Source organism: Rhodococcus sp. DMF-1 (genome assembly GCF_021441945.1).
Taxonomy (GTDB): Bacteria; Actinomycetota; Actinomycetes; order Mycobacteriales; family Mycobacteriaceae; genus Rhodococcus; species Rhodococcus ruber.
The window spans coordinates 5,407,767-5,425,401 of record NZ_CP090442.1; the positions used below are offsets into that span (position 1 = coordinate 5,407,767).

The 17,635-nt window shown below is 71.7% G+C and carries 19 protein-coding genes; 12 read left to right on the forward strand and 7 right to left on the reverse strand.

The annotated features are described in order from the left end of the window. Window positions 1-118: 118 nt before the first annotated feature. A complete protein-coding gene (locus tag LZP97_RS24835; RefSeq protein WP_010593740.1) occupies window positions 119-583 on the reverse strand; it encodes a hypothetical protein in 465 nt (154 codons plus the stop codon). 144 nt (window positions 584-727) lie between these two features. Between LZP97_RS24835 and LZP97_RS24840 the strand changes: the two genes are divergently transcribed. After that, window positions 728-1,510, forward strand: a complete 783-nt coding sequence (locus LZP97_RS24840) for a nuclear transport factor 2 family protein (protein ID WP_048772633.1) — start codon at window positions 728-730, stop codon at window positions 1,508-1,510. A gap of 5 nt (window positions 1,511-1,515) precedes the next feature. On the opposite strand, the gene LZP97_RS24845 is transcribed toward LZP97_RS24840, so the two are convergent. From LZP97_RS24845 to LZP97_RS24855, 3 genes are all read right to left on the reverse strand, one after another. Further along, window positions 1,516-2,370 (reverse strand): hypothetical protein, encoded by an 855-nt coding sequence (locus tag LZP97_RS24845; protein WP_010593742.1) that lies wholly within the window; start codon window positions 2,368-2,370, stop codon window positions 1,516-1,518. A 64-nt stretch (window positions 2,371-2,434) separates the two neighbouring features. After that, the gene (locus tag LZP97_RS24850; RefSeq protein WP_017680576.1) at window positions 2,435-2,644 is read right to left on the reverse strand and encodes a hypothetical protein; all 210 of its coding nucleotides are present in this window, start codon (window positions 2,642-2,644) and stop codon (window positions 2,435-2,437) included. Window positions 2,645-2,782: 138 nt separating this feature from the next. Beyond that, window positions 2,783-3,967, reverse strand: coding sequence for an Ig-like domain-containing protein (locus LZP97_RS24855; RefSeq protein WP_040273938.1), 1,185 nt, complete (start codon window positions 3,965-3,967; stop codon window positions 2,783-2,785). A 128-nt stretch (window positions 3,968-4,095) separates the two neighbouring features. Between LZP97_RS24855 and LZP97_RS24860 the strand changes: the two genes are divergently transcribed. Genes LZP97_RS24860 through LZP97_RS24870 form a run of 3 tightly spaced genes read left to right on the forward strand, consistent with a single transcriptional unit; the run spans window position 4,096 to window position 7,393 of the window. Then, entirely contained in the window at window positions 4,096-4,833 is a 738-nt protein-coding gene (locus tag LZP97_RS24860; protein WP_200903452.1) for a response regulator transcription factor, read from the forward strand. Further along, on the forward strand, window positions 4,830-6,239 hold the full coding sequence (locus LZP97_RS24865) for a sensor histidine kinase (RefSeq protein ID WP_048772631.1): 1,410 nt from the start codon (window positions 4,830-4,832) through the stop codon (window positions 6,237-6,239). Before LZP97_RS24860 ends, LZP97_RS24865 begins: the two co-directional genes overlap by 4 nt. Window positions 6,240-6,292: 53 nt before the next feature. Next, window positions 6,293-7,393 (forward strand): alpha/beta fold hydrolase, encoded by a 1,101-nt coding sequence (locus LZP97_RS24870; RefSeq protein WP_017680579.1) that lies wholly within the window; start codon window positions 6,293-6,295, stop codon window positions 7,391-7,393. On the opposite strand, the gene LZP97_RS24875 is transcribed toward LZP97_RS24870, so the two are convergent. Further along, entirely contained in the window at window positions 7,355-7,780 is a 426-nt protein-coding gene (locus LZP97_RS24875) for an HIT family protein (protein WP_026137718.1), read from the reverse strand. The genes LZP97_RS24870 and LZP97_RS24875 overlap by 39 nt on opposite strands. A gap of 53 nt (window positions 7,781-7,833) precedes the next feature. On the opposite strand from LZP97_RS24875, the gene LZP97_RS24880 reads away from it, so the two are divergent. The 7 genes from LZP97_RS24880 (at window position 7,834) to LZP97_RS24910 (ending at window position 14,493) form a co-directional block, all read left to right on the forward strand. Next, entirely contained in the window at window positions 7,834-8,529 is a 696-nt protein-coding gene (locus LZP97_RS24880; RefSeq protein WP_017680581.1) for a nucleoside/nucleotide kinase family protein, read from the forward strand. A 109-nt stretch (window positions 8,530-8,638) separates the two neighbouring features. Then, window positions 8,639-9,895 (forward strand): phosphoribosylamine--glycine ligase, encoded by a 1,257-nt coding sequence (purD, locus tag LZP97_RS24885; protein ID WP_026137719.1) that lies wholly within the window; start codon window positions 8,639-8,641, stop codon window positions 9,893-9,895. A gap of 146 nt (window positions 9,896-10,041) precedes the next feature. Further along, window positions 10,042-11,220: a pyridoxal phosphate-dependent aminotransferase gene (locus LZP97_RS24890; RefSeq protein WP_029539984.1), complete on the forward strand. Its 1,179-nt coding sequence runs from the start codon at window positions 10,042-10,044 to the stop codon at window positions 11,218-11,220. An 84-nt stretch (window positions 11,221-11,304) separates the two neighbouring features. Beyond that, window positions 11,305-11,922 carry a TetR/AcrR family transcriptional regulator gene (locus tag LZP97_RS24895; RefSeq protein ID WP_010593752.1) on the forward strand — a complete coding sequence of 206 codons (618 nt, stop codon included), beginning with the start codon at window positions 11,305-11,307 and terminating at the stop codon, window positions 11,920-11,922. Window positions 11,923-11,946: 24 nt separating this feature from the next. After that, window positions 11,947-13,368 carry an adenylosuccinate lyase gene (gene purB / locus LZP97_RS24900; RefSeq protein ID WP_040273944.1) on the forward strand — a complete coding sequence of 474 codons (1,422 nt, stop codon included), beginning with the start codon at window positions 11,947-11,949 and terminating at the stop codon, window positions 13,366-13,368. 112 nt (window positions 13,369-13,480) lie between these two features. After that, the gene (locus LZP97_RS24905; RefSeq protein ID WP_010593755.1) at window positions 13,481-14,059 is read left to right on the forward strand and encodes a TetR/AcrR family transcriptional regulator; all 579 of its coding nucleotides are present in this window, start codon (window positions 13,481-13,483) and stop codon (window positions 14,057-14,059) included. Then, a complete protein-coding gene (locus tag LZP97_RS24910) occupies window positions 14,056-14,493 on the forward strand; it encodes an HIT family protein (RefSeq protein ID WP_010593756.1) in 438 nt (145 codons plus the stop codon). Before LZP97_RS24905 ends, LZP97_RS24910 begins: the two co-directional genes overlap by 4 nt. A gap of 17 nt (window positions 14,494-14,510) precedes the next feature. Here the strand turns inward: LZP97_RS24910 and LZP97_RS24915 are convergent, their stop codons facing one another. Further along, window positions 14,511-14,696 carry a hypothetical protein gene (locus LZP97_RS24915; RefSeq protein ID WP_010593757.1) on the reverse strand — a complete coding sequence of 62 codons (186 nt, stop codon included), beginning with the start codon at window positions 14,694-14,696 and terminating at the stop codon, window positions 14,511-14,513. Window positions 14,697-15,020: 324 nt separating this feature from the next. Between LZP97_RS24915 and LZP97_RS24920 the strand changes: the two genes are divergently transcribed. Next, complete coding sequence (locus LZP97_RS24920) at window positions 15,021-16,220, forward strand: EstA family serine hydrolase (RefSeq protein ID WP_010593758.1); 1,200 nt, start codon at window positions 15,021-15,023, stop codon at window positions 16,218-16,220. A 69-nt stretch (window positions 16,221-16,289) separates the two neighbouring features. Here the strand turns inward: LZP97_RS24920 and LZP97_RS24925 are convergent, their stop codons facing one another. Next, window positions 16,290-17,576 carry an MFS transporter gene (locus tag LZP97_RS24925; RefSeq protein ID WP_234575086.1) on the reverse strand — a complete coding sequence of 429 codons (1,287 nt, stop codon included), beginning with the start codon at window positions 17,574-17,576 and terminating at the stop codon, window positions 16,290-16,292. Window positions 17,577-17,635 lie beyond the last annotated feature (59 nt).

Consider the following 17,635-nt stretch of genomic DNA (forward strand, 5'->3'; position numbering starts at 1 on the left):
AGTAGCCTCGGCCGGTCCCGTCGCGCTGGTCCGTCGCGCGGGGCGCCAGCACGGTCCGTTCGCTCGGTGGGGCGAGGCGGTCCTTCGAGCCGGCGTCCAGGGCCGGCTCGGGCACAGTTCAGCGAGACCGGGTCCCTCGAGCCGACGAGCGACCCACCACGCTGCGGACGAAGGTGACGAGGGCGGCGACGATCCCGATGACACTGCCCACGATTCCCAGCCCCAGGACGATGCGCGCCACGAGCGGCCAGTCGAACGAGGCGTCGCCGAAGTCGAACGGGAACACCTGCCAGATCGTCAGCAGCGCCAGCAGCGCAACCGTCGTGGTGACCGCGTCTCCCAGCGCCTTGAACCACACGGGATCCCGCATCAGGTACAGGAGATTGGCGACCAGGCTGACCAGGATCGAGGCGTTGACCCAGCCGATGACGGACCGCGTGTCGTCGGTGAGGAACGGCACCGCCTCCCAGCCCGGCCACACGTTCGCGGCGTACAGCACCACCGCGTTGAGGAGGGCCGCGACGAGATACCCGAATCGTCGGGCGGCGACCGGGGAGCGCGGTCGGGTCGAAGTGGGTGTCATGGCGACCTCCCTCGGTCGGAACCGTCTTTCACGCTAGACCCGGGGGTCCGTGCCGGGGAAGAAGGTCACCGCCCGGCCGATGAGTTTACCGCCGCTCGGCGGTCGGAACAGGTACGGCATCGTTCGCAGTGAGGAGTCAGCACCATGTTGGACCGTTCCTTTTCCAGTTTCGCTGTCGACGACGTGGCGGCGGCCGCGAAGTTCTACGGAGACGTCCTCGGTCTCTCCGTGTCCGAGGAGCACGGGATGTTGCACCTGCACCTCGACGGCGGACGCGACACGTTGATCTATCCGAAGGAGGACCACACTCCGGCCACCTACACCGTCCTCGACTTTCCCGTTCGCGACCTCGAGAAGGTGGTGGACGAACTCGCCGCTCGCGGTGTCCGGTTCGAGCGCTACGACGACGTCGACGACAAGGGCATCTTCCGTCGGGTCGGCCCGCCGATCGCGTGGTTCCGGGACCCGGCCGGCAACATCCTCGCCGTCCTCGAGACGGACGAGGCTCCGGACGAGGAGCGGATTCGTGCGCTGATCGAGGAACACACCGCGGCCCGCAACGCCAAGGACGTCGATCGGCTCGCCGCGTGCTACGTCCCCGGTGCGACGGTGTTCGATCTGGCGCCGCCGCTGCGCAAGTCCGCCCCCGCTCCGCAGGTCTGGGCGTCGTGGTTCGCGGGGTTCGACGGCCCTCTCGACTGTGAGGTGCGGGACCTGCGCGTCGAGACGGCCGGCGACGTCGCGTTCTGCCACGCACTGTCGCGGCTGGGAGCGACACAGCACGGCGGGCCGCGCTTCGACCTGTGGTTCCGCGTCACGTTCGGTCTACGCCGCGTCGAGGGGCCGTGGCGGATCGCACACGAGCACGAGTCCACCCCGTTCCACATGGACGGCACCTTCCGGGCCGTCACGGACCTGCAGGAGTGAGCGGATCAGTCCGGTGCCCGCAGTTCGTGCCTGCCGCTGTTGCCCGAGCCACCCGAGTTGCTGCGCAACCACCGGCCGGGCAGCTTGCCCGCGAGATCACCCAGCGGGCCCACCGCCTCGCGGAGCAGTTCGGCGGTCTCCTGCAGCACGTCGATGCTGGTGCTCATCCGATGGATCGTGGGGGTCAGCTGCACCAGCGTCTCGGACAGCGACACGATCTGGTCGAGCGGTCCGCCCTTGGCGAGCAGGCGTTCGAGGGCGCCCTGTTCGGCGAGCAGGGTGTCGAGCACCCCGCCCTGCTCGAGGGCCCGTTCGACCAGGCCGCCGGGCTGGAGGGCGACGTCGACGATTCCGCCGGGAGCGGTGAGCCGTTCGACGGGCCCGCTCTCGGCGAGCAGACGCTCGAGCGGGCCGCTGGGGGCGGTGAGCCGATCGAGGAGGCCGCCGCTCGACAGCAGGCGGTCCAGGGCTCCGTCCTCGGCGAGGACCTTCTCGAGCGGACCGCCGGGCGCCGTCACCCGGTCGAGGGCGCCACCGGGTTCGAGGAGCCGGTCGAGGGGGCCGCCCGGGGCGGTGAGCCGGTCAACCGGTCCGCCGGGCGCGAGGAGGCGATCCAGCGGTCCGCCGGGACGCAGCGCCTGGCCGAGCGGACGGTCGTCGGCGGCAAGCACGGAGACCTGTTGCAGCAAACCGAGCGGTCCCCGCGGGCTCGCGACGCCGACCGCGTTCAGCCCCGCATACGTCTGGGGGGAGACCGCCAGGCGGACGGTCCCGATGACGCCTTCGGCCACGCCGAGGGCCGAATCCGCCGCAGCGAAGCCGAGACGGACGGGGAACGCGAGCGCGGACGCCAGACTCATGACTGTCACTGTAACCGGCGCAACAGTGCGGCTCGGCGGGACGAGCCGCCGCCGCCGGGGGTCCTCAGGAGACGCGGAGCGTTCCCACCCGGGCATACACCTCGGTGCAGCCGCAGCCCCGAGCGAGTTCGGAGCAGTCGATCACCAGCACGTGCCGCACCCGGGAGGTGTCGAAGCAGTCGGGATCGGTGCATTCCACGGTGGTCGTCGCGTGCACGACGAGGGTGCCGTGACAGTGGTCGAGATCGGATCGGCACGCCCGGCACGTCGTCATGGGCGGGACCTCCTTCGCGGTGGCTGTCTTCGTCCCGTAATAGCATCACGCGCCGACAACGTGGTGGACGTGCGGGGGCGTGTCCGGTCGGGTCGGCGCCTCCGGCGGGGCCGGATCACCGCCTCCGGCGGGGCCGGATCAGCGCCTCCGGCGGCGGGCGAGGACGGCAACGGCCAGCACACCGGCGATCGCCCCGACCCCGGCGGCGATCCACCAGCCGCGGGCGTTCCCGGATCCGGGCACCGTCACCGCGACGGGTTCGGAGGTCGCGCCCGCCGCGCCGGGCGCGCCCGAGTAGACCGCGGTGATCGTGTGGCTTCCGGCGCCCGAGAGGCGATGCTCGACGGCGGCCCGGCCGTCGACGACCGCCACCGGCTGACCCAGGTCGGTGCCGCCGTCCCGGAACAGCACCGTGCCGCCTTCGACGTCCGGCGACACCGTCGCCGTGAGGGTGACGACCGTCCCGTCGTCCACCACGTCCGGGGCGTCGACGGTGACCGTCGCGGGCACCTCGGCGACGTCGGAGATCGTGATGACCGCGAGCGGACCGGCGCCGGCGTTGAGGGGCCCGGTCATCGTGTCCCGCGGTGAGCAGCGTGTCGGTCCCCACTGGGTGGAGCCGAGGAACGTGGCCTGGGTGAGCGAGGTGTTGTAGTTGGCGTCGTCGTCGACCAGGCCCGCGGCGCCGGCGGTGCGGAGCATCGGCGTGATCACGCCCGCGTCGCCCGCGATCATGGTCACCTCCACCGCGGGGAGCCGGAACCAGCTGTCGCCGACGGGACTGGGGGTGCCGTCGAGCTGCAACTGTGTCTTGGGCGCCCGGATCCCGGCCTCGCCCTCGGTGCCGGACGTGGGGCTGTTGCCGATGACCTCGTTGTTTCCGGACAGGCGCAGGATCGTGCCCGCCGGGTCGGGGACGCCGTCCTCGTTCACCCGCAGCACGCCGGGCGGCACGTTGTCCAGGTTGAAGGCGGTCCCGGGCACGACCGCGGCGTCGACGAACGTCGCGTTGGCGGGAATCGCGAAGTCGTTCTTCAGGCGGGAGACGCTGCGGGTGGTAGCGCCGCGGCTCGAGTCCGGATACGCGACGGGGGCCGTCTGGATCCGGTAGCTGAACCGTTCACCCGGGCGGACCCGGGCGGGCGCGTCCACCGTCGCGGACGATCCGAGCAATTCGTCGACGTCGATCACCGACCGCACCCGGCACGCGAGGCCGAACGAGACCTCGACCTCCTCGGCGGCCCCGGGCGGGCAGGCCACGAGCAGGGACACGGCGACGGCCGCGGCCGACGCCGCCCCGCGGCGCAGCCACTTCGGCGACACGGCGGCTCCTCACGATGCGGATACGTCTCACAGTGCGAACACGTCCATGATCCCCGATCGCCGCACCCCGACGGCCCGGATTCGGCAGGGCCGGCCATACAGGAAGTTCCCAGGGTTCTCGCAGCGGCATGCCAGAGCACTCCGGGAGAATCGGCGCCGTGACCGACAAGACCCCCGAAGCCCGGATTCTGATCGTCGACGACGAACCGAACATCGCCGAACTGCTCTCGGTGAGCCTGAAATTCCAGGGCTTCGAGGTCGAGACGGCAAGCAACGGCGCCGAGGGGCTCGACCGGGCCCGGGCGTTCCGGCCGGACGCGGTGATCCTCGACGTCATGATGCCCGGGATGGACGGGTTCGGGATGCTGCGCCGGCTCCGGGCCGACGGCTCGGACGCGCCGGTGTTGTTCCTGACGGCGAAGGACGCCGTGGCGGACAAGGTGTCCGGCCTGACCCTGGGCGCGGACGACTACGTCACCAAGCCGTTCAGCCTCGAGGAGGTCATCGCCCGGCTCCGGGTGATCCTGCGACGGGCCGGCAAGATCGCCGCGGACGAACGCTCGGCCCGCATCACCTTCGCCGACATCGAACTCGACGACGACACCCACGAGGTGTGGAAGGCCGGCCGGCCGGTGTCGCTCTCACCCACCGAGTTCACCCTGCTGCGGTACTTCATGGTCAACGCGGGCACGGTGCTCAGCAAGCCGCGCATCCTCGACCACGTGTGGAGCTACGACTTCGGCGGCGAGGTCGGCGTCGTGGAGTCGTACGTCTCCTATCTGCGGCGCAAGGTCGACACCGGGGACACCCCGTTGATCCACACGCTGCGCGGGGTCGGGTACGTCATGCGGGAACCCCGCGCGTGAGCCGCGTACGGCCGCTGCCGCTGCGGTTGACGCTGGTCGCGGCGCTGGTGGCGTTGTCGGGCCTGGGACTGCTGGCGTCCGGGGTGGCGGTGACGTCCGCGTTGCAGGGTTCGCTGCTCGCCCGGACCGACCAGGACCTGCGCACCGCGGCGCAGACGTGGGCCAAGCCGCCCGGGGCCGGCCGCGAGCTGCCGCCGCCGGACGCTCCGAGTTCGAACCGCCCGCCGAGCCCGTTCTATGTGCGGGTGGTCGACCCGGACGGGCAGGAGCGGTTCGTCGTCAACGACGAGTCCACCGCGCCGGCGCTGCCCGGCGAGCCGGTGTGGGAGCCGCAGACCGTGGGCTCCGCCGACGGGTCCGACGTGCGCTGGCGGGTGGTGTCGACCCGTAGCGCCGCGGGCCTCGTGACCACCGTCGGTGTCACCCTGGTCTCGATCGAGGACACCGTCGATCGGCTCGTCGTGCTGCAGGTCGGCATCGGCGCCGCGGTGCTGCTCGTGCTCGGGGTCGCCGGGTACTTCGTGGTGCGGCGCAGTCTGCGGCCGCTGAAGGATGTCGAACGCACCGCGGCAGCGATCGCGGGCGGGGATCTGCACCGGCGGGTTCCCGAGCGGGACCCGCGCACCGAGGTCGGTGGGCTGTCGGTGGCGCTGAACGGCATGCTCGGCCAGATCCAGGAGGCCTTCGCGGCGACGGCGGCGTCGGAGGAGTCCGCCCGCAGATCCGAGGAGAAGATGCGACGGTTCGTCGCCGACGCCGGCCACGAGTTGCGCACCCCGCTCACCACGATCCGCGGGTTCGCCGAGCTCTACCGGCAGGGCGCGAGCAGCGACACCGCACTGCTGATGGACCGCATCGAGAGCGAGTCCCGGCGGATGGGCCTGCTGGTGGAGGATTTGCTCGTGCTGGCCCGCCTCGACGCCCAGCGGCCGCTCGAGCAGAATCCGGTGGACCTGCTCGCCCTGGCCGCCGACGCCGTGCACGATGCGCGGGCCGTCGCGCCGGAGCGCACCGTCGAGCTCGAGGTGTTCGACGGCCCCGGGATACCGGAGGTGCTCGGCGACGACGCGCGACTGCGGCAGGTGCTCGGCAACCTCGTCACCAACGCTCTCACCCACACTCCGGCCGACGCGCGCGTCACCGTCCGGGTCGGCACGGCCGGACCCGACGCCGTGCTCGAGGTCGTCGACACCGGCCCCGGCCTGAGTGAGGCGGACCGCGCCCGGGTCTTCGAGCGTTTCTATCGCGCCGACGTCTCGCGCGCCCGTTCGTCGGGCGGCAGCGGTCTCGGGTTGTCGATCGTCGCCGCGCTGGTGGCGGCCCACGGCGGCCGGGCGGAGGTGGAGTCCGCGCCGGGCGCCGGGTCGACGTTCCGGGTGCTGATCCCGCGGATGCCGGTGGGATGACGGTCCGGCCCTGGGCTACGGTGACGTAACTGACTTTCGAGTAAGGAGACGTCGTGGGACTGTCGGGGACGGCGCAGCGCGCCGTGCGCAACGCGTGGGCGCTGTTCGTCGGCGACGGAATCGAACCACCGCACGCCACCGCGTCGGCCGTCGTCGCCGACGGACCGCACCGTACCCTGCGCCGCTACGGTGAGTCCGACGCGGGCGCCCCGGTCCTGCTCGTGCCGCCGCTCGCCGCGCCCGCGCGCTGCTACGACCTGCGCCCCGGGCAGAGTCTCGTGCAGCACCTCGTCGCCACCGGTCGCAACGTCCACGTCCTCGATTTCGGCACCATGGACCGCTCCGACCGTCATCTCGGGTTCGAACACTGGGTCGACGACATCGTGCCCGAGGCGATCGCGCGGGTCGCCGAACTGTGCGGCGGCCGCGACGTCGACCTGGCCGCCTGGAGCCTCGGCGGAACCCTGTGCCTGCTCACCGCGGCCGCCCATCCCGGGTTGCCGATTCGCTCGATCACCGCGTTCGGCACGCCGATCGACTACGAGCGCATCCCCTTCCTCGGGCCGGCCCGGCACCTCGGCCGCCTCGTGGGCGAACCCGCCCTCACGGCCGTGACCCACCTGCTCGGGGGCGTGCCCGCCCCGCTGGTGCAGCTCGGTTACCGGGCCACCGCCCTCGAACGCGAACTGACCCGGCCGTGGTTCGTCGCCCGCAACCTCGCCGACGCCGGCACCCTCGCCCGGATGGAGGCGATCGACCGGTTCCAGGCGGACATGCCCGGCTACCCGGGCCGGCTGTTCCATCAGATGGCGATGCGCCTCACGGTCGCGAACGAACTCGCGACGGGCCGGGTCCGGTTCGAGGACCGGACGATCGACCTCGCCGACGTCACCGTGCCCGTGCTCGCACTCGCCGGCAGCGACGACGTGCTCGCACCCGTCCCGGCCGTCGAGGCGATCGGCCGGGTACTGCCCGGATCGCCCCACGTGCGGTTCGAGGTCGTGCCCGGCAGCCACCTGGGACTGCTCGCCGGCCCAGCCGCCCGCGGCACGTCGTGGGCGCACTTCACCGGGTTCCTCGACGACCCCGCACCGGTGCCGCCGCGGACCGGAAGGTCAGGCGGGGACGTGGTCCGCGTGCCCGAGTTCCCGTAGCGCGGCCTTCAGCTTCGCCTGGGCCTCGTCGAGCGACTCCGGCGACGGGTCCTTCTCCGCCTTGCTGATGTCGAAGTCACCGAGGTCGTACGCCGGGAAGACGTGCAGGTGCAGATGCGGCACCTCGAGGCCGGCGACGAGCAGTCCCGCACGCGGCGCGCCGAACGCCGAGCACACCGCCCGGCCCATGATGCGGGCGACGTGGTGGACCTTGTCCCACAGGTCGTCGTCGACGTTCTGCCAGTGATCCACCTCCTGCCGCGGCACCACGAGCACGTGGCCCTGGTTCACGGGGTTGATGGTCAGGAAGACGACGACGTCGTCGTCCTGCCACACGAACCGGCCCGGCAGGTCGCCGGCGATGATCATGCTGAACACGGAAGCCATACCGGGGAGAATAGGCGGACCCCCGCAGCCGGCGCCTCTCGTATCCTCGTCGCATGCCGTCGCCGCAGCCACCCCGGACGGGACCGCTGCGCGCGCTCGTCGCCGACCTGATCGACCGGCACCTGCGCACCGTCGCGGCGGGGGAGCGCCGCGTGGTCGGGCTCTGCGGCCCGCCCGGCGCCGGCAAGAGCACCGCCGCCGACCTGCTCGTCGACCTCCTGCGCGACGCCGGCATTGCCGCCGCCGCCGCTCCGATGGACGGCTTCCACCTGTCCAACCACCGGCTCGACGCCCGCGGCACCCGATCCCGCAAGGGCGCGCCCGAGACGTTCGACGTCGACGGATTCGCGGCCCTGCTGCGCCGGATCCGCGACGACCGCACGGAGACCGTGCACGCACCCGAGTACTCGCGCCGCCTCCACGAACCGATCGCCGCGTTCCACGAGATCACCCCCGAGACCCGCGTCGTCGTCACCGAGGGCAACTACCTGCTCCTCGCAGACGGCGGATGGGAACGGATCCGCCCGCTCCTCGACCTCGTCGTCTACCTCGACGCACCCGACGACGAGCTCGAGACCCGCCTGGCCCGGCGTCACCGGGCCACCGGATCGACCGTCGCCCAGGCCGCCGAGTGGGTCCGCACGGTCGACCTGCCCAACGCGTACACCGTTGCGCGGACCCGGGACCGTGCCGACCTGGTGTGGTGCCCGGTCGTGGGAACCGGAGGGGACGCCGGAGCGGCCCGGTAGCGCCGGGCGGTCCCGGTCGTCCGTCCCGGTACCCCGTCGCCCGCGCACGGACGGTGGGGCACCGATGCGTCGGTCCGGGGCCCCGGACCGGTCCCGTAACCTGTCCTGCGTGCGCGTACTCGTTATCGGTTCCGGTGCCCGTGAACATGCCCTCGTCCTGGCCCTGACCCGCGATCCCGGCGTGACGGCCGTGCTGGCGGCGCCCGGCAACGCCGGCATCGGCCGGATCGCCGAGCAGCTCCCGGTCGACGCCGCGTCCGCCGAGGACGTCGTCGCGCTCGCGAAGGCGCAGAATGTCGACCTCGTGGTGATCGGCCCGGAAGTGCCCCTGGTCCTCGGCGTCGCCGACGCCGTGCGCGCCGCGGGCATCGCCTGCTTCGGTCCGTCCGCGGCGGCCGCCCGCATCGAGGGCTCGAAGGCGTTCGCCAAGGACGTCATGAAGACCGCCGGGGTCCGCACCGCGCACAGCGAGGTCGTCGACAATCCCGCCGATCTCGACGAGAAGCTCGACCGCTTCGGCCCCACCTGGGTGGTCAAGGACGACGGGCTCGCCGCCGGCAAGGGCGTCGTCGTCACCGCCGACCGGGCCGCCGCCCGCGACCACGCCGCGGAAATCCTCGAGAACGGGCACCCCGTGCTGCTCGAATCGTTCCTCGACGGCCCCGAGGTCTCGCTGTTCTGCCTCGTCGACGGCGAGACCGTCGTGCCGCTGCTGCCGGCGCAGGACCACAAGCGCGTCGGCGACGGCGACACCGGCCCCAACACCGGCGGCATGGGCGCCTACACGCCGCTGCCGTGGCTGCCGCAGGGCATGGTCGACACGATCGTCGCGGACGTCGTGAAGCCCGTCGCCGCCGAGATGGTCCGCCGCGGATGCGGCTTCTCGGGCCTGCTCTACGCGGGCCTGGCCATCGGCAAGGACGGTCCGGCCGTCGTCGAATTCAACTGCCGCTTCGGTGATCCCGAGACCCAGGCCGTGCTCGCCCTGCTCGAGTCGCCGCTCGGCGAGGTGCTGAACGCGGTCGCGACCGGCACCCTGGCCGAGCTGCCGCCGCTGCGCTGGCGCGACGGCGCCGCCGTCACCGTGGTGCTGGCGGCCGAGTACTACCCGGCCAGCCCCCGCACCGGCGACGTGGTCGTCGGCGCCGACGCGGAGGGGGTGCTGCACGCGGGCACCAGGATCGCCGACGACGCGGTCGTCTCGGCCGGCGGACGCGTCCTCAGCGTCGTCGGCACGGGCGCCGATCTCACCGCCGCCCGCGACGAGGCGTACGCCACGCTCGCCGGCATCAAGCTGCCGGGTGGGCACTTCCGCAAGGACATCGGACTGGCCGCCGTCGAAGGGCGCATCACGATCCCGTCCTAGGGGGGACGTACCCGCGCGGTGCCCGGACACGGGCGCGCTCCGGTCGGCGCGCGGGTGTCCGTCGAAGGAGCTGACGTCGCGACGGTCCGTCGGTGCATGCCCACCGGGAAACATCCGGCCGAGCGCGAGCGGCTAACGTCGAGGTCGTGCGCTTCGAATCCCGACGATCCAGGATCCAGACCTTCCACGTCATGGACGTGTGGAAGGCGGCCACCGAGCGGCAGCGCACCCACGGCGACGTGCTGAGCCTGGCGGCGGGTCAGCCGTCCACGCCGGCACCCGCCCCGGTGCTGCGCGCCACCCACCGTGTCCTCGACGACGAGCTGCTCGGCTACACCGAGACGTTCGGGATCCTGCCGCTGCGCGAGGCGATCGCCGGCTACCACCGCGACCGCTACGGCGTCGACGTCGGGGCCGACGACGTGGTCGTCACGACCGGATCGTCGGGGGCGTTCACGCTGCTGTTCCTGGCTGCCTTCGACGCCGGCGACACGGTCGTCGTCGCCCGGCCCGGCTACCCCGCCTACCGCAACACCCTCGCCGCCCTCGGCTGCAGGGTGGTCGAGCTGGACTGCGGACCGCACACCCGTTACCAGCCGACCGTCGAGATGCTCGAGGCCCTCGACGGGCCGATCGCCGGACTCGTCGTCGCCAGCCCCGCCAACCCGACCGGCACCATGATCGAGCCGGCCGAGCTGGCCGCACTCGCCCGCTGGTGCGACGACCACGACGCGCTGCTCATCTCCGACGAGATCTACCACGGCATCGAGTTCGGAACGCACGGTGCGCCCGCCACGAGCTGCGCGTGGGAGACCTCCCGCGACGCCGTGGTGATCGGCTCGGTGTCCAAGTACTTCTCGATGACCGGGTGGCGGCTGGGCTGGATGCTCGTGCCGGAGGGACTGCGCCCGCCGCTGCAGCGCCTGGCCTCCAACATGACGGTGTGCCCGCCGGCGATCTCCCAGTACGCGGCCGTCGCCGCGTTCGGCGCGGAGGCCCGGGCCGAGCTCGACGGGCACGTCACGCGGTACGCGGCCAACCGGGAGCTGCTGCTGCGGGGCCTGCCGGAGCTGGGTGTCACCGAGCTCGCCCCCGCCGACGGTGCCTTCTACGTCTACGCCGACATCGGCCACCTGCTCCCGGACGGCGAGAACTCCACCCGCTGGTGCGCCCGGCTGCTGCACGAGACCGGGGTGGCGCTCGCGCCCGGCGTCGACTTCGACACCGTGCACGGCGATCGGACCGTCCGGCTGTCCTTCGCCGGGTCCACCGCGGACGTGCAGGCGGCGCTGGAACGGCTGCGCGCCTGGCTGCCCGGATCGTGACGAAACCCGACAGATTGGTCCTACCTGCGAGTATTCGGGCCGTTTCCGTCAGGCGCGACCACCGGGACTGGCACCATGACAAGGGTGTCGATCGCAGCCACCCCCAAGGGCGAACGGCGCCGCCAGGCGCTCGTCGCGGCGGCGGCCGACCTGATCCTCGAGGGCGGAATCGATGCCGTCCGGCACCGTGCCGTCGCGCACCGGGCCGGACTTCCACTCGCCTCCACCACGTACTACTTCCACTCCCTCGACGACCTCGTCGCGAGCGCGGTCCAGCACAACGGCCGGCGTGAACTCGACGTCATGCGCTCGCGCGTGCAGTGCGTCCCGCCGAGCGACCGCGGACCCGAGTCCACCGCGGACCTGATCGTCGACCTGCTCGTCGGGCCCGGCGGGGTCGGCGAGATCGAACGCGAGCGCCTCATCGCCCGCTACGAGCGGTGCGTCGCCACCGCCCGTCACCCCGAGCTGCGCGACGTCCAGAAGGAGCTGCGCGCGCAGATCGAGCAGCTGCTCACGGACCTGCTGCAGCGGTGCGGGCGGTCGGTGCACGAACCACAGCTGCGGCGGCTCGTCGCGGTCGTCGACGGTGCCGTGCTCGGCGCGCTCGGCGACCTCGACCCCGATCCGCGGGCCCTCGCGCGGTGCATCCTGCCCGGCGTCCTGGAGGGAGTGGCACCGCCTGCCGAGCAGGAGGCGTGACGGGGCGCCGTAAACTGATGTCCTGTGAGTCGCATCCCGAACGTCCTTGCCACCCGTTACGCCAGCCCGGACCTGACCGCGCTGTGGTCGCCGGAGCACAAGATCGTGCTCGAGCGCCAGCTGTGGCTGGCGGTTCTGCGGGCGCAGGCGGAGCTCGGGATCGACGTCCCCCGGGAGGCGCTCGCCGATTACGAGCGGGTGCTCGAGCAGGTCGACCTCGAGTCGATCGCGGCGCGGGAGCGCGTCACCCGCCACGACGTGAAGGCCCGCATCGAGGAGTTCAACGCCCTCGCCGGCCACGAACACGTGCACAAGGGCATGACCAGCCGCGACCTCACCGAGAACGTCGAGCAGCTGCAGATCCTGCGTTCGCTCGAGCACGCCCACGCCCACGGTGTCGCGATCGCCGCGCGGCTGGCCGAGCGCGCCGCCGAGTACTCGACGCTGGTGATGGCGGGCCGGTCGCACAACGTCGCGGCGCAGGCCACCACTCTCGGCAAGCGGTTCGCGTCCGCCGCCGACGAGTTGCTCATCGCGCTCACCCGGTTGCGCGAGCTGATCGCCCGGTATCCGCTGCGCGGCATCAAGGGACCCATGGGCACCGCGCAGGACATGCTCGACCTGCTCGGCGGTGACGCCGACAAGCTCGCGCGTCTCGAGGCGAAGGTCGCCGAGCACCTCGGCTTCGCGAACGTGCTCACCAGCGTCGGCCAGGTCTATCCGCGCTCCCTGGACCACGACGTGCTCTCCGCGCTCGTGCAGGTCGCGGCCGGGCCGTCGTCGTTCGCGCACACCATCCGCCTGATGGCCGGGCACGAGCTCGTCACCGAGGGCTTCCAGCCGGGCCAGGTCGGCTCGTCCGCGATGCCGCACAAGATGAACACCCGTTCCTGCGAGCGGGTCAACGGCCTGCAGGTGGTGCTGCGCGGGTACGCGTCGATGGCCGCCGAGCTCGCCGGCGCGCAGTGGAACGAGGGCGACGTGTTCTGCTCGGTCGTGCGGCGCGTCGCACTGCCCGACGCATTCTTCGCCCTCGACGGACTGATGGAGACCTTCCTGACCGTCCTCGCCGAGTTCGGTGCCTACCCGGCGGTGATCGAGAAGGAACTCAACCGCTACCTGCCGTTCCTGGCGACCACGAAGGTGCTCATGGCGGCGGTGCGCGCGGGCGTCGGCCGCGAGACGGCGCACGAGGTCATCAAGGAGCATGCGGTCGCCGTGGCACTGGCGATGCGTGAGCAGGGCCGCGAGCCGGACCTGCTGGACCGGCTGGCCGCCGACGAGCGGCTGCCACTGGATCGAGCGGCCCTCGACGCCGCGCTGGCCGACCGGTCGGCGTTCGTCGGTGCCGCACAGGCGCAGGTCGCCACCGTTGTCGCGGCGGTGCAGGACCTCGTCGAGCAGTACCCGGACGCCGCGAAGTACACGCCGGCGCCGATCCTGTAGGGATCGTCCGGGACAAGGCTGCCGGGGGGAGTTGTCAGATGGGGGTAGCCGAAATGCAGGGGAGAAGATGTTGGCCGGGAAGCCGGGTAATGCCGTACGGATCCGGGATGCGGTGCGGACGCGAGCCGCGCTGCTCGACGCCGCGACGGAGGTGTTTCTCCGCGACGGGTACGCCGCGGCGGCGACCGAGGAGATCGTCGCCGTCGCGGGCGTGACCCGCGGGGCGCTCTACCATCACTTCGCGAACAAGCGGGATCTGTTCCGCGGGGTCGTGGAGCGGATGCAGGTGGAGACCGAGGAGACGCTCGCGGCGATCGAGGGCAGCGATCCGTGGGAATCGTTCACCGCCGCGGTGCTCGCCTCGCTCGATGTCGTGTACGACCCGGCGATCCGGCGTCTGCTGCTCATCGAGGCCCCCGCGGTGCTGGGCTGGGCGGAGGTCCGGGAGGGGCACCGCAAGAACACCATCATGATCACCGAGCGCGCGCTGCGGGCAATCGCGCGGCGCAGCGGCGAACCGGCACCGCAGTCGTCGGCGCTGGCGCACATGATCGTCGCGGCCGTCGAGGAGGCCATGCTCTACCTCGCCCACAGCGACGACCCCATCCGCGAACGGCCGGAGGTGCAGGCGCAGCTGCTGCAGCTCCTCGAAGGCGTCCGGCGGCCGGCACCCGTTCAGGAGAGTGCGTGAGCGACTGCGTGTTCTGCGCGATCGTCGCCGGCGCCGCGCCGGCGAGCATCGTGTTGGACGAGCCGGATGTGCTGGCGTTCATGGACATTCGTCCGTTCACACCCGGGCACCTGCTGGTGATCCCCAAGCGCCACGCATCCGGCCTCGCGCACCTCGCCCCACAGGACGGCGCGCGGGTGTTCGACGCGGGCCGGCGCATCGCGACCGCGCTGCGCGCGAGTTCGCTTCCCATCGAGGGGGTCAACCTCTTCCTGGCCGACGGCGCCGCCGCCGGCCAGGAAGTGTTCCACGTGCACCTGCACGTCGTTCCGCGCCGTCGCGGCGACGGTTTCGGACTGCGGGCCGTGCCGCGCACCCCGAACCGCGCCGTGCTCGACGGCACCGCCGAGACCGTGCGGGCAGCGCTGGCCGACGCCGGGGGCAGCCCCGGCTGAGACCGAGTCGTCCGGGCTCAGCCGGCCAGGTCGTCCGGACCCACTTCGTCGTCGCGCCACGCCGACGCGCTGACGCCCTGGCTCGACCGCAGCCACCGGATGCCGGCGGCCAGGGCCAGGACGAGCGAGCCGACGAGGAGGACTGCGCGGCCGGACGAACGCCCGCGCAGCAGGATGGCCGGAGAAGGTGAGGAATCGGGCACCGCACCATCCTGCCTCATCTCGGATGCGACGGACGGGTGCCCGCCGCGGGCCGCGACTGTATTGCCCGCATCTCCCGGGTGCGGGAGACTGTCCGGGGGCGATGGCCCGGCGAGTCGCAGGCGTCCGAGGAGGCGGTCGTGCAGTTCGGATCGTGGCGGTCGACGAGCCGGACGACATGAACGTCGTCGTCGGACAGGTTCGTCGCGACCGTCGGGGATCTGCACGAAGCGCTCGTCGGACTGCCGCGCCCGATCGGCTACCCGCGCGGCCCTGTGCCGCATCGCCGGTACCGCGTGTGCCGCACCACGCGAGAGGAGACGACCGTGTCCGCTCGAATATCCCGGCACCCGGGGATCCACGGATACGCGCGCGACGACTTCGCGGCCGTGCGGCAGGCGTTCGCCGAGAACTTCTCCCACCGTAGGGAGTTGGGTGCCGCATGCTGCGTCTACTACCGCGGGGAGAAGGTGGTCGATCTGTGGGGCGGGGTACGGGACAAGACGACCGGCGCGCCGTGGGAACGGGACACCATGACGCTGGTGTTCTCCGCCACGAAGGGGATGACCGCCGTGACCGTCGCGCTGGCCCATTCCCGCGGCTGGCTCGATTTCGACGAGCGGGTCTGCACCTACTGGCCCGAGTTCGCGCAGAACGGCAAGGAACGGATCACCGTCCGCCAACTGCTGGCCCACCAGGCCGGGCTGTTCGGCTTCGACGAGCCGGTGGATGCCGGGGTCATCGCCGACCCGGACCGGCTGGCCGCGATCATGGCCCGCCAGAGACCGGAGTGGGCGCCGGGGGAGCGGCAGGCCTACCACGCGATCAGCCTCGGCTTCTATCAGGGTGAACTCGTTCGCCGGGTCGACCCGCAGCACCGCACGCTCGGGCAGGTCTTCCAGGACGAGATCGCGACCCCGCTGGGGCTGGAGTTCTACATCCGCCTCCCGGCCTCCGTTCCCGACGCCCGACTTGCCCCGCTGATGATGCGGAACCCCCTCCGGAATCTCGCCGAGCTGTCGCCGCGGCTGTTTCCGGCGTTCCTGAACAAGCGGTCGGTGTTCTACCGCTCGCTGGTCGCCAACCCGGGAACGCTCGTGGCACTGGACCCGGACACGATCTACGCGCGCGATCTGGAGGCGCCGTCCGGCGGAGGCGTGGGCACGGCACGCGCCCTGGCGCACGCCTACGGTGTCCTGGCCACCGGCGGTGCGGAACTCGGCATGCGCCCGGAAACGCTGCACGAACTGACGGCCCCGCCGGTGCCGCCCCGGGACGGTTTCCACGACGCGTGCATGCTCGGGGACATCCGGTTCGCCCTCGGTTTCATGCGCCCGAGTCCCGACTGGTCTTTCGGCGGCCCCCGGTCGTTCGGCGCGCCCGGTGCCGGCGGTTCCTTCGGCTACGCCGATCCGGATGCCGGGATCGGCTACGGCTACGTCTGCAACCGCATGGGCAAGTCTCGGAACGATCCGCGCGACGTCGCCTTACGTGCCGCGATGACCGGCGCCGTCACGTCGGCCTGATCCGGGGCGGTCGCCTACCGGGCGCCGGGCGCATCAACCGAAAGACCCCTCCGGAGAGGGGGTTCGGAGTCAGGCCTTCGACAGCGCCGTCGGGCGGGGTTCGGTGTCGACGCCGGGGATCCCACGCCCGCGCAGGGACGCGCCGGCCGTCTCGGCCACGAAGTACAACGCGACGAGACCGACGACGCACGCGCCCATCATGTAGAAGGCGGGGACGAGGTCGTTGCCGGTCCGCTCCACCAGCCACTCGTTCACCGCCGGGGCGGTCCCGCCGAACAGCGACGTCGAGACGTTGTAGGCGATCGCGAAGCCGGCGAAGCGCACGTGGGTGGGGAACATCGCCGGGAAGGTCGCCGAGATGGTCGACAGCTGCAGCACGTACAGCAGGCCCAGGACCGTGAACGCGACGATGGCCCAGGCGAAGCTCACGGTCATGAGCATGTACATCGGAATCGCGAGCAGCAGCAGCCCGCCCATCGAGATCAGCCACATCGGCTTGCGGCCGATCCGGTCGGACAGCGAGCCCGCGAACGGAATGACCGCCATCATGGCGAGCTGCCCGATGACGACGAGGGACAGCGAGGCGGTGCTCGACAGACCGATGCGGTTCTCGAGGTAGGTCGGCATGTAGCTCAGCAGGGTGTAGTTGCAGACGTTGAGCGCGACGACCAGACCCATCAGCGTCACGATCGGCTTCCAGTACTGCGAGAGCAGACTCCTGAACTGCGTGCCGGTGTCCTGCTCGACCTCCCCGTCGGCCTCGAGTTCGCGGAACACCGGGGTGTCCTCGAGCTTCGACCGCAGGTACAGCCCGACGAGGGCGAGGGGTCCGGCGACGAAGAACGGCAGGCGCCAGCCCCACGTGCTCATGAACGCGTCGGTGGAGAGCAGATCGATGGACAACACGATGAGCGCGCCGAACGAGAAGCCGGCGAGAGTGCCGAACTCGAGGAAGCTGCCGAAGAACCCGCGCTTACGGTCGGGGGAGTACTCGGCCATGAAGGTCGCCGCACCACCGTACTCGCCGCCGGTGGAGAAGCCCTGGATCATGCGCAGCAGCACCAGCAGCAGCGGTGCCCAGAAGCCGATGGAGGCGTACGAGGGAATGGCACCGAGCAGGACGGTCGCCGTGCCCATCAGGATGATCGTCAGCGCAAGCACCTGGCGGCGTCCGAGCCGGTCGCCGAGGGGACCCCACACCAGCCCACCGAGCGGACGTACGAGGAAGGACACGGCGAAGACACCCAGGGTGAGCAGCGTGGCCGATTCCAGATCGCCGGGGAAGAACGAGTCGGCGATGTAGGTGGCGGTGTAGGCGTATACGCCGTAGTCGAACCACTCCGTGAAGTTGCCCATGGCCGAGGCGCTGATCGCGCGCCGCAGATGACCGGGTCGGACCTCGGAGTGCACGTCGG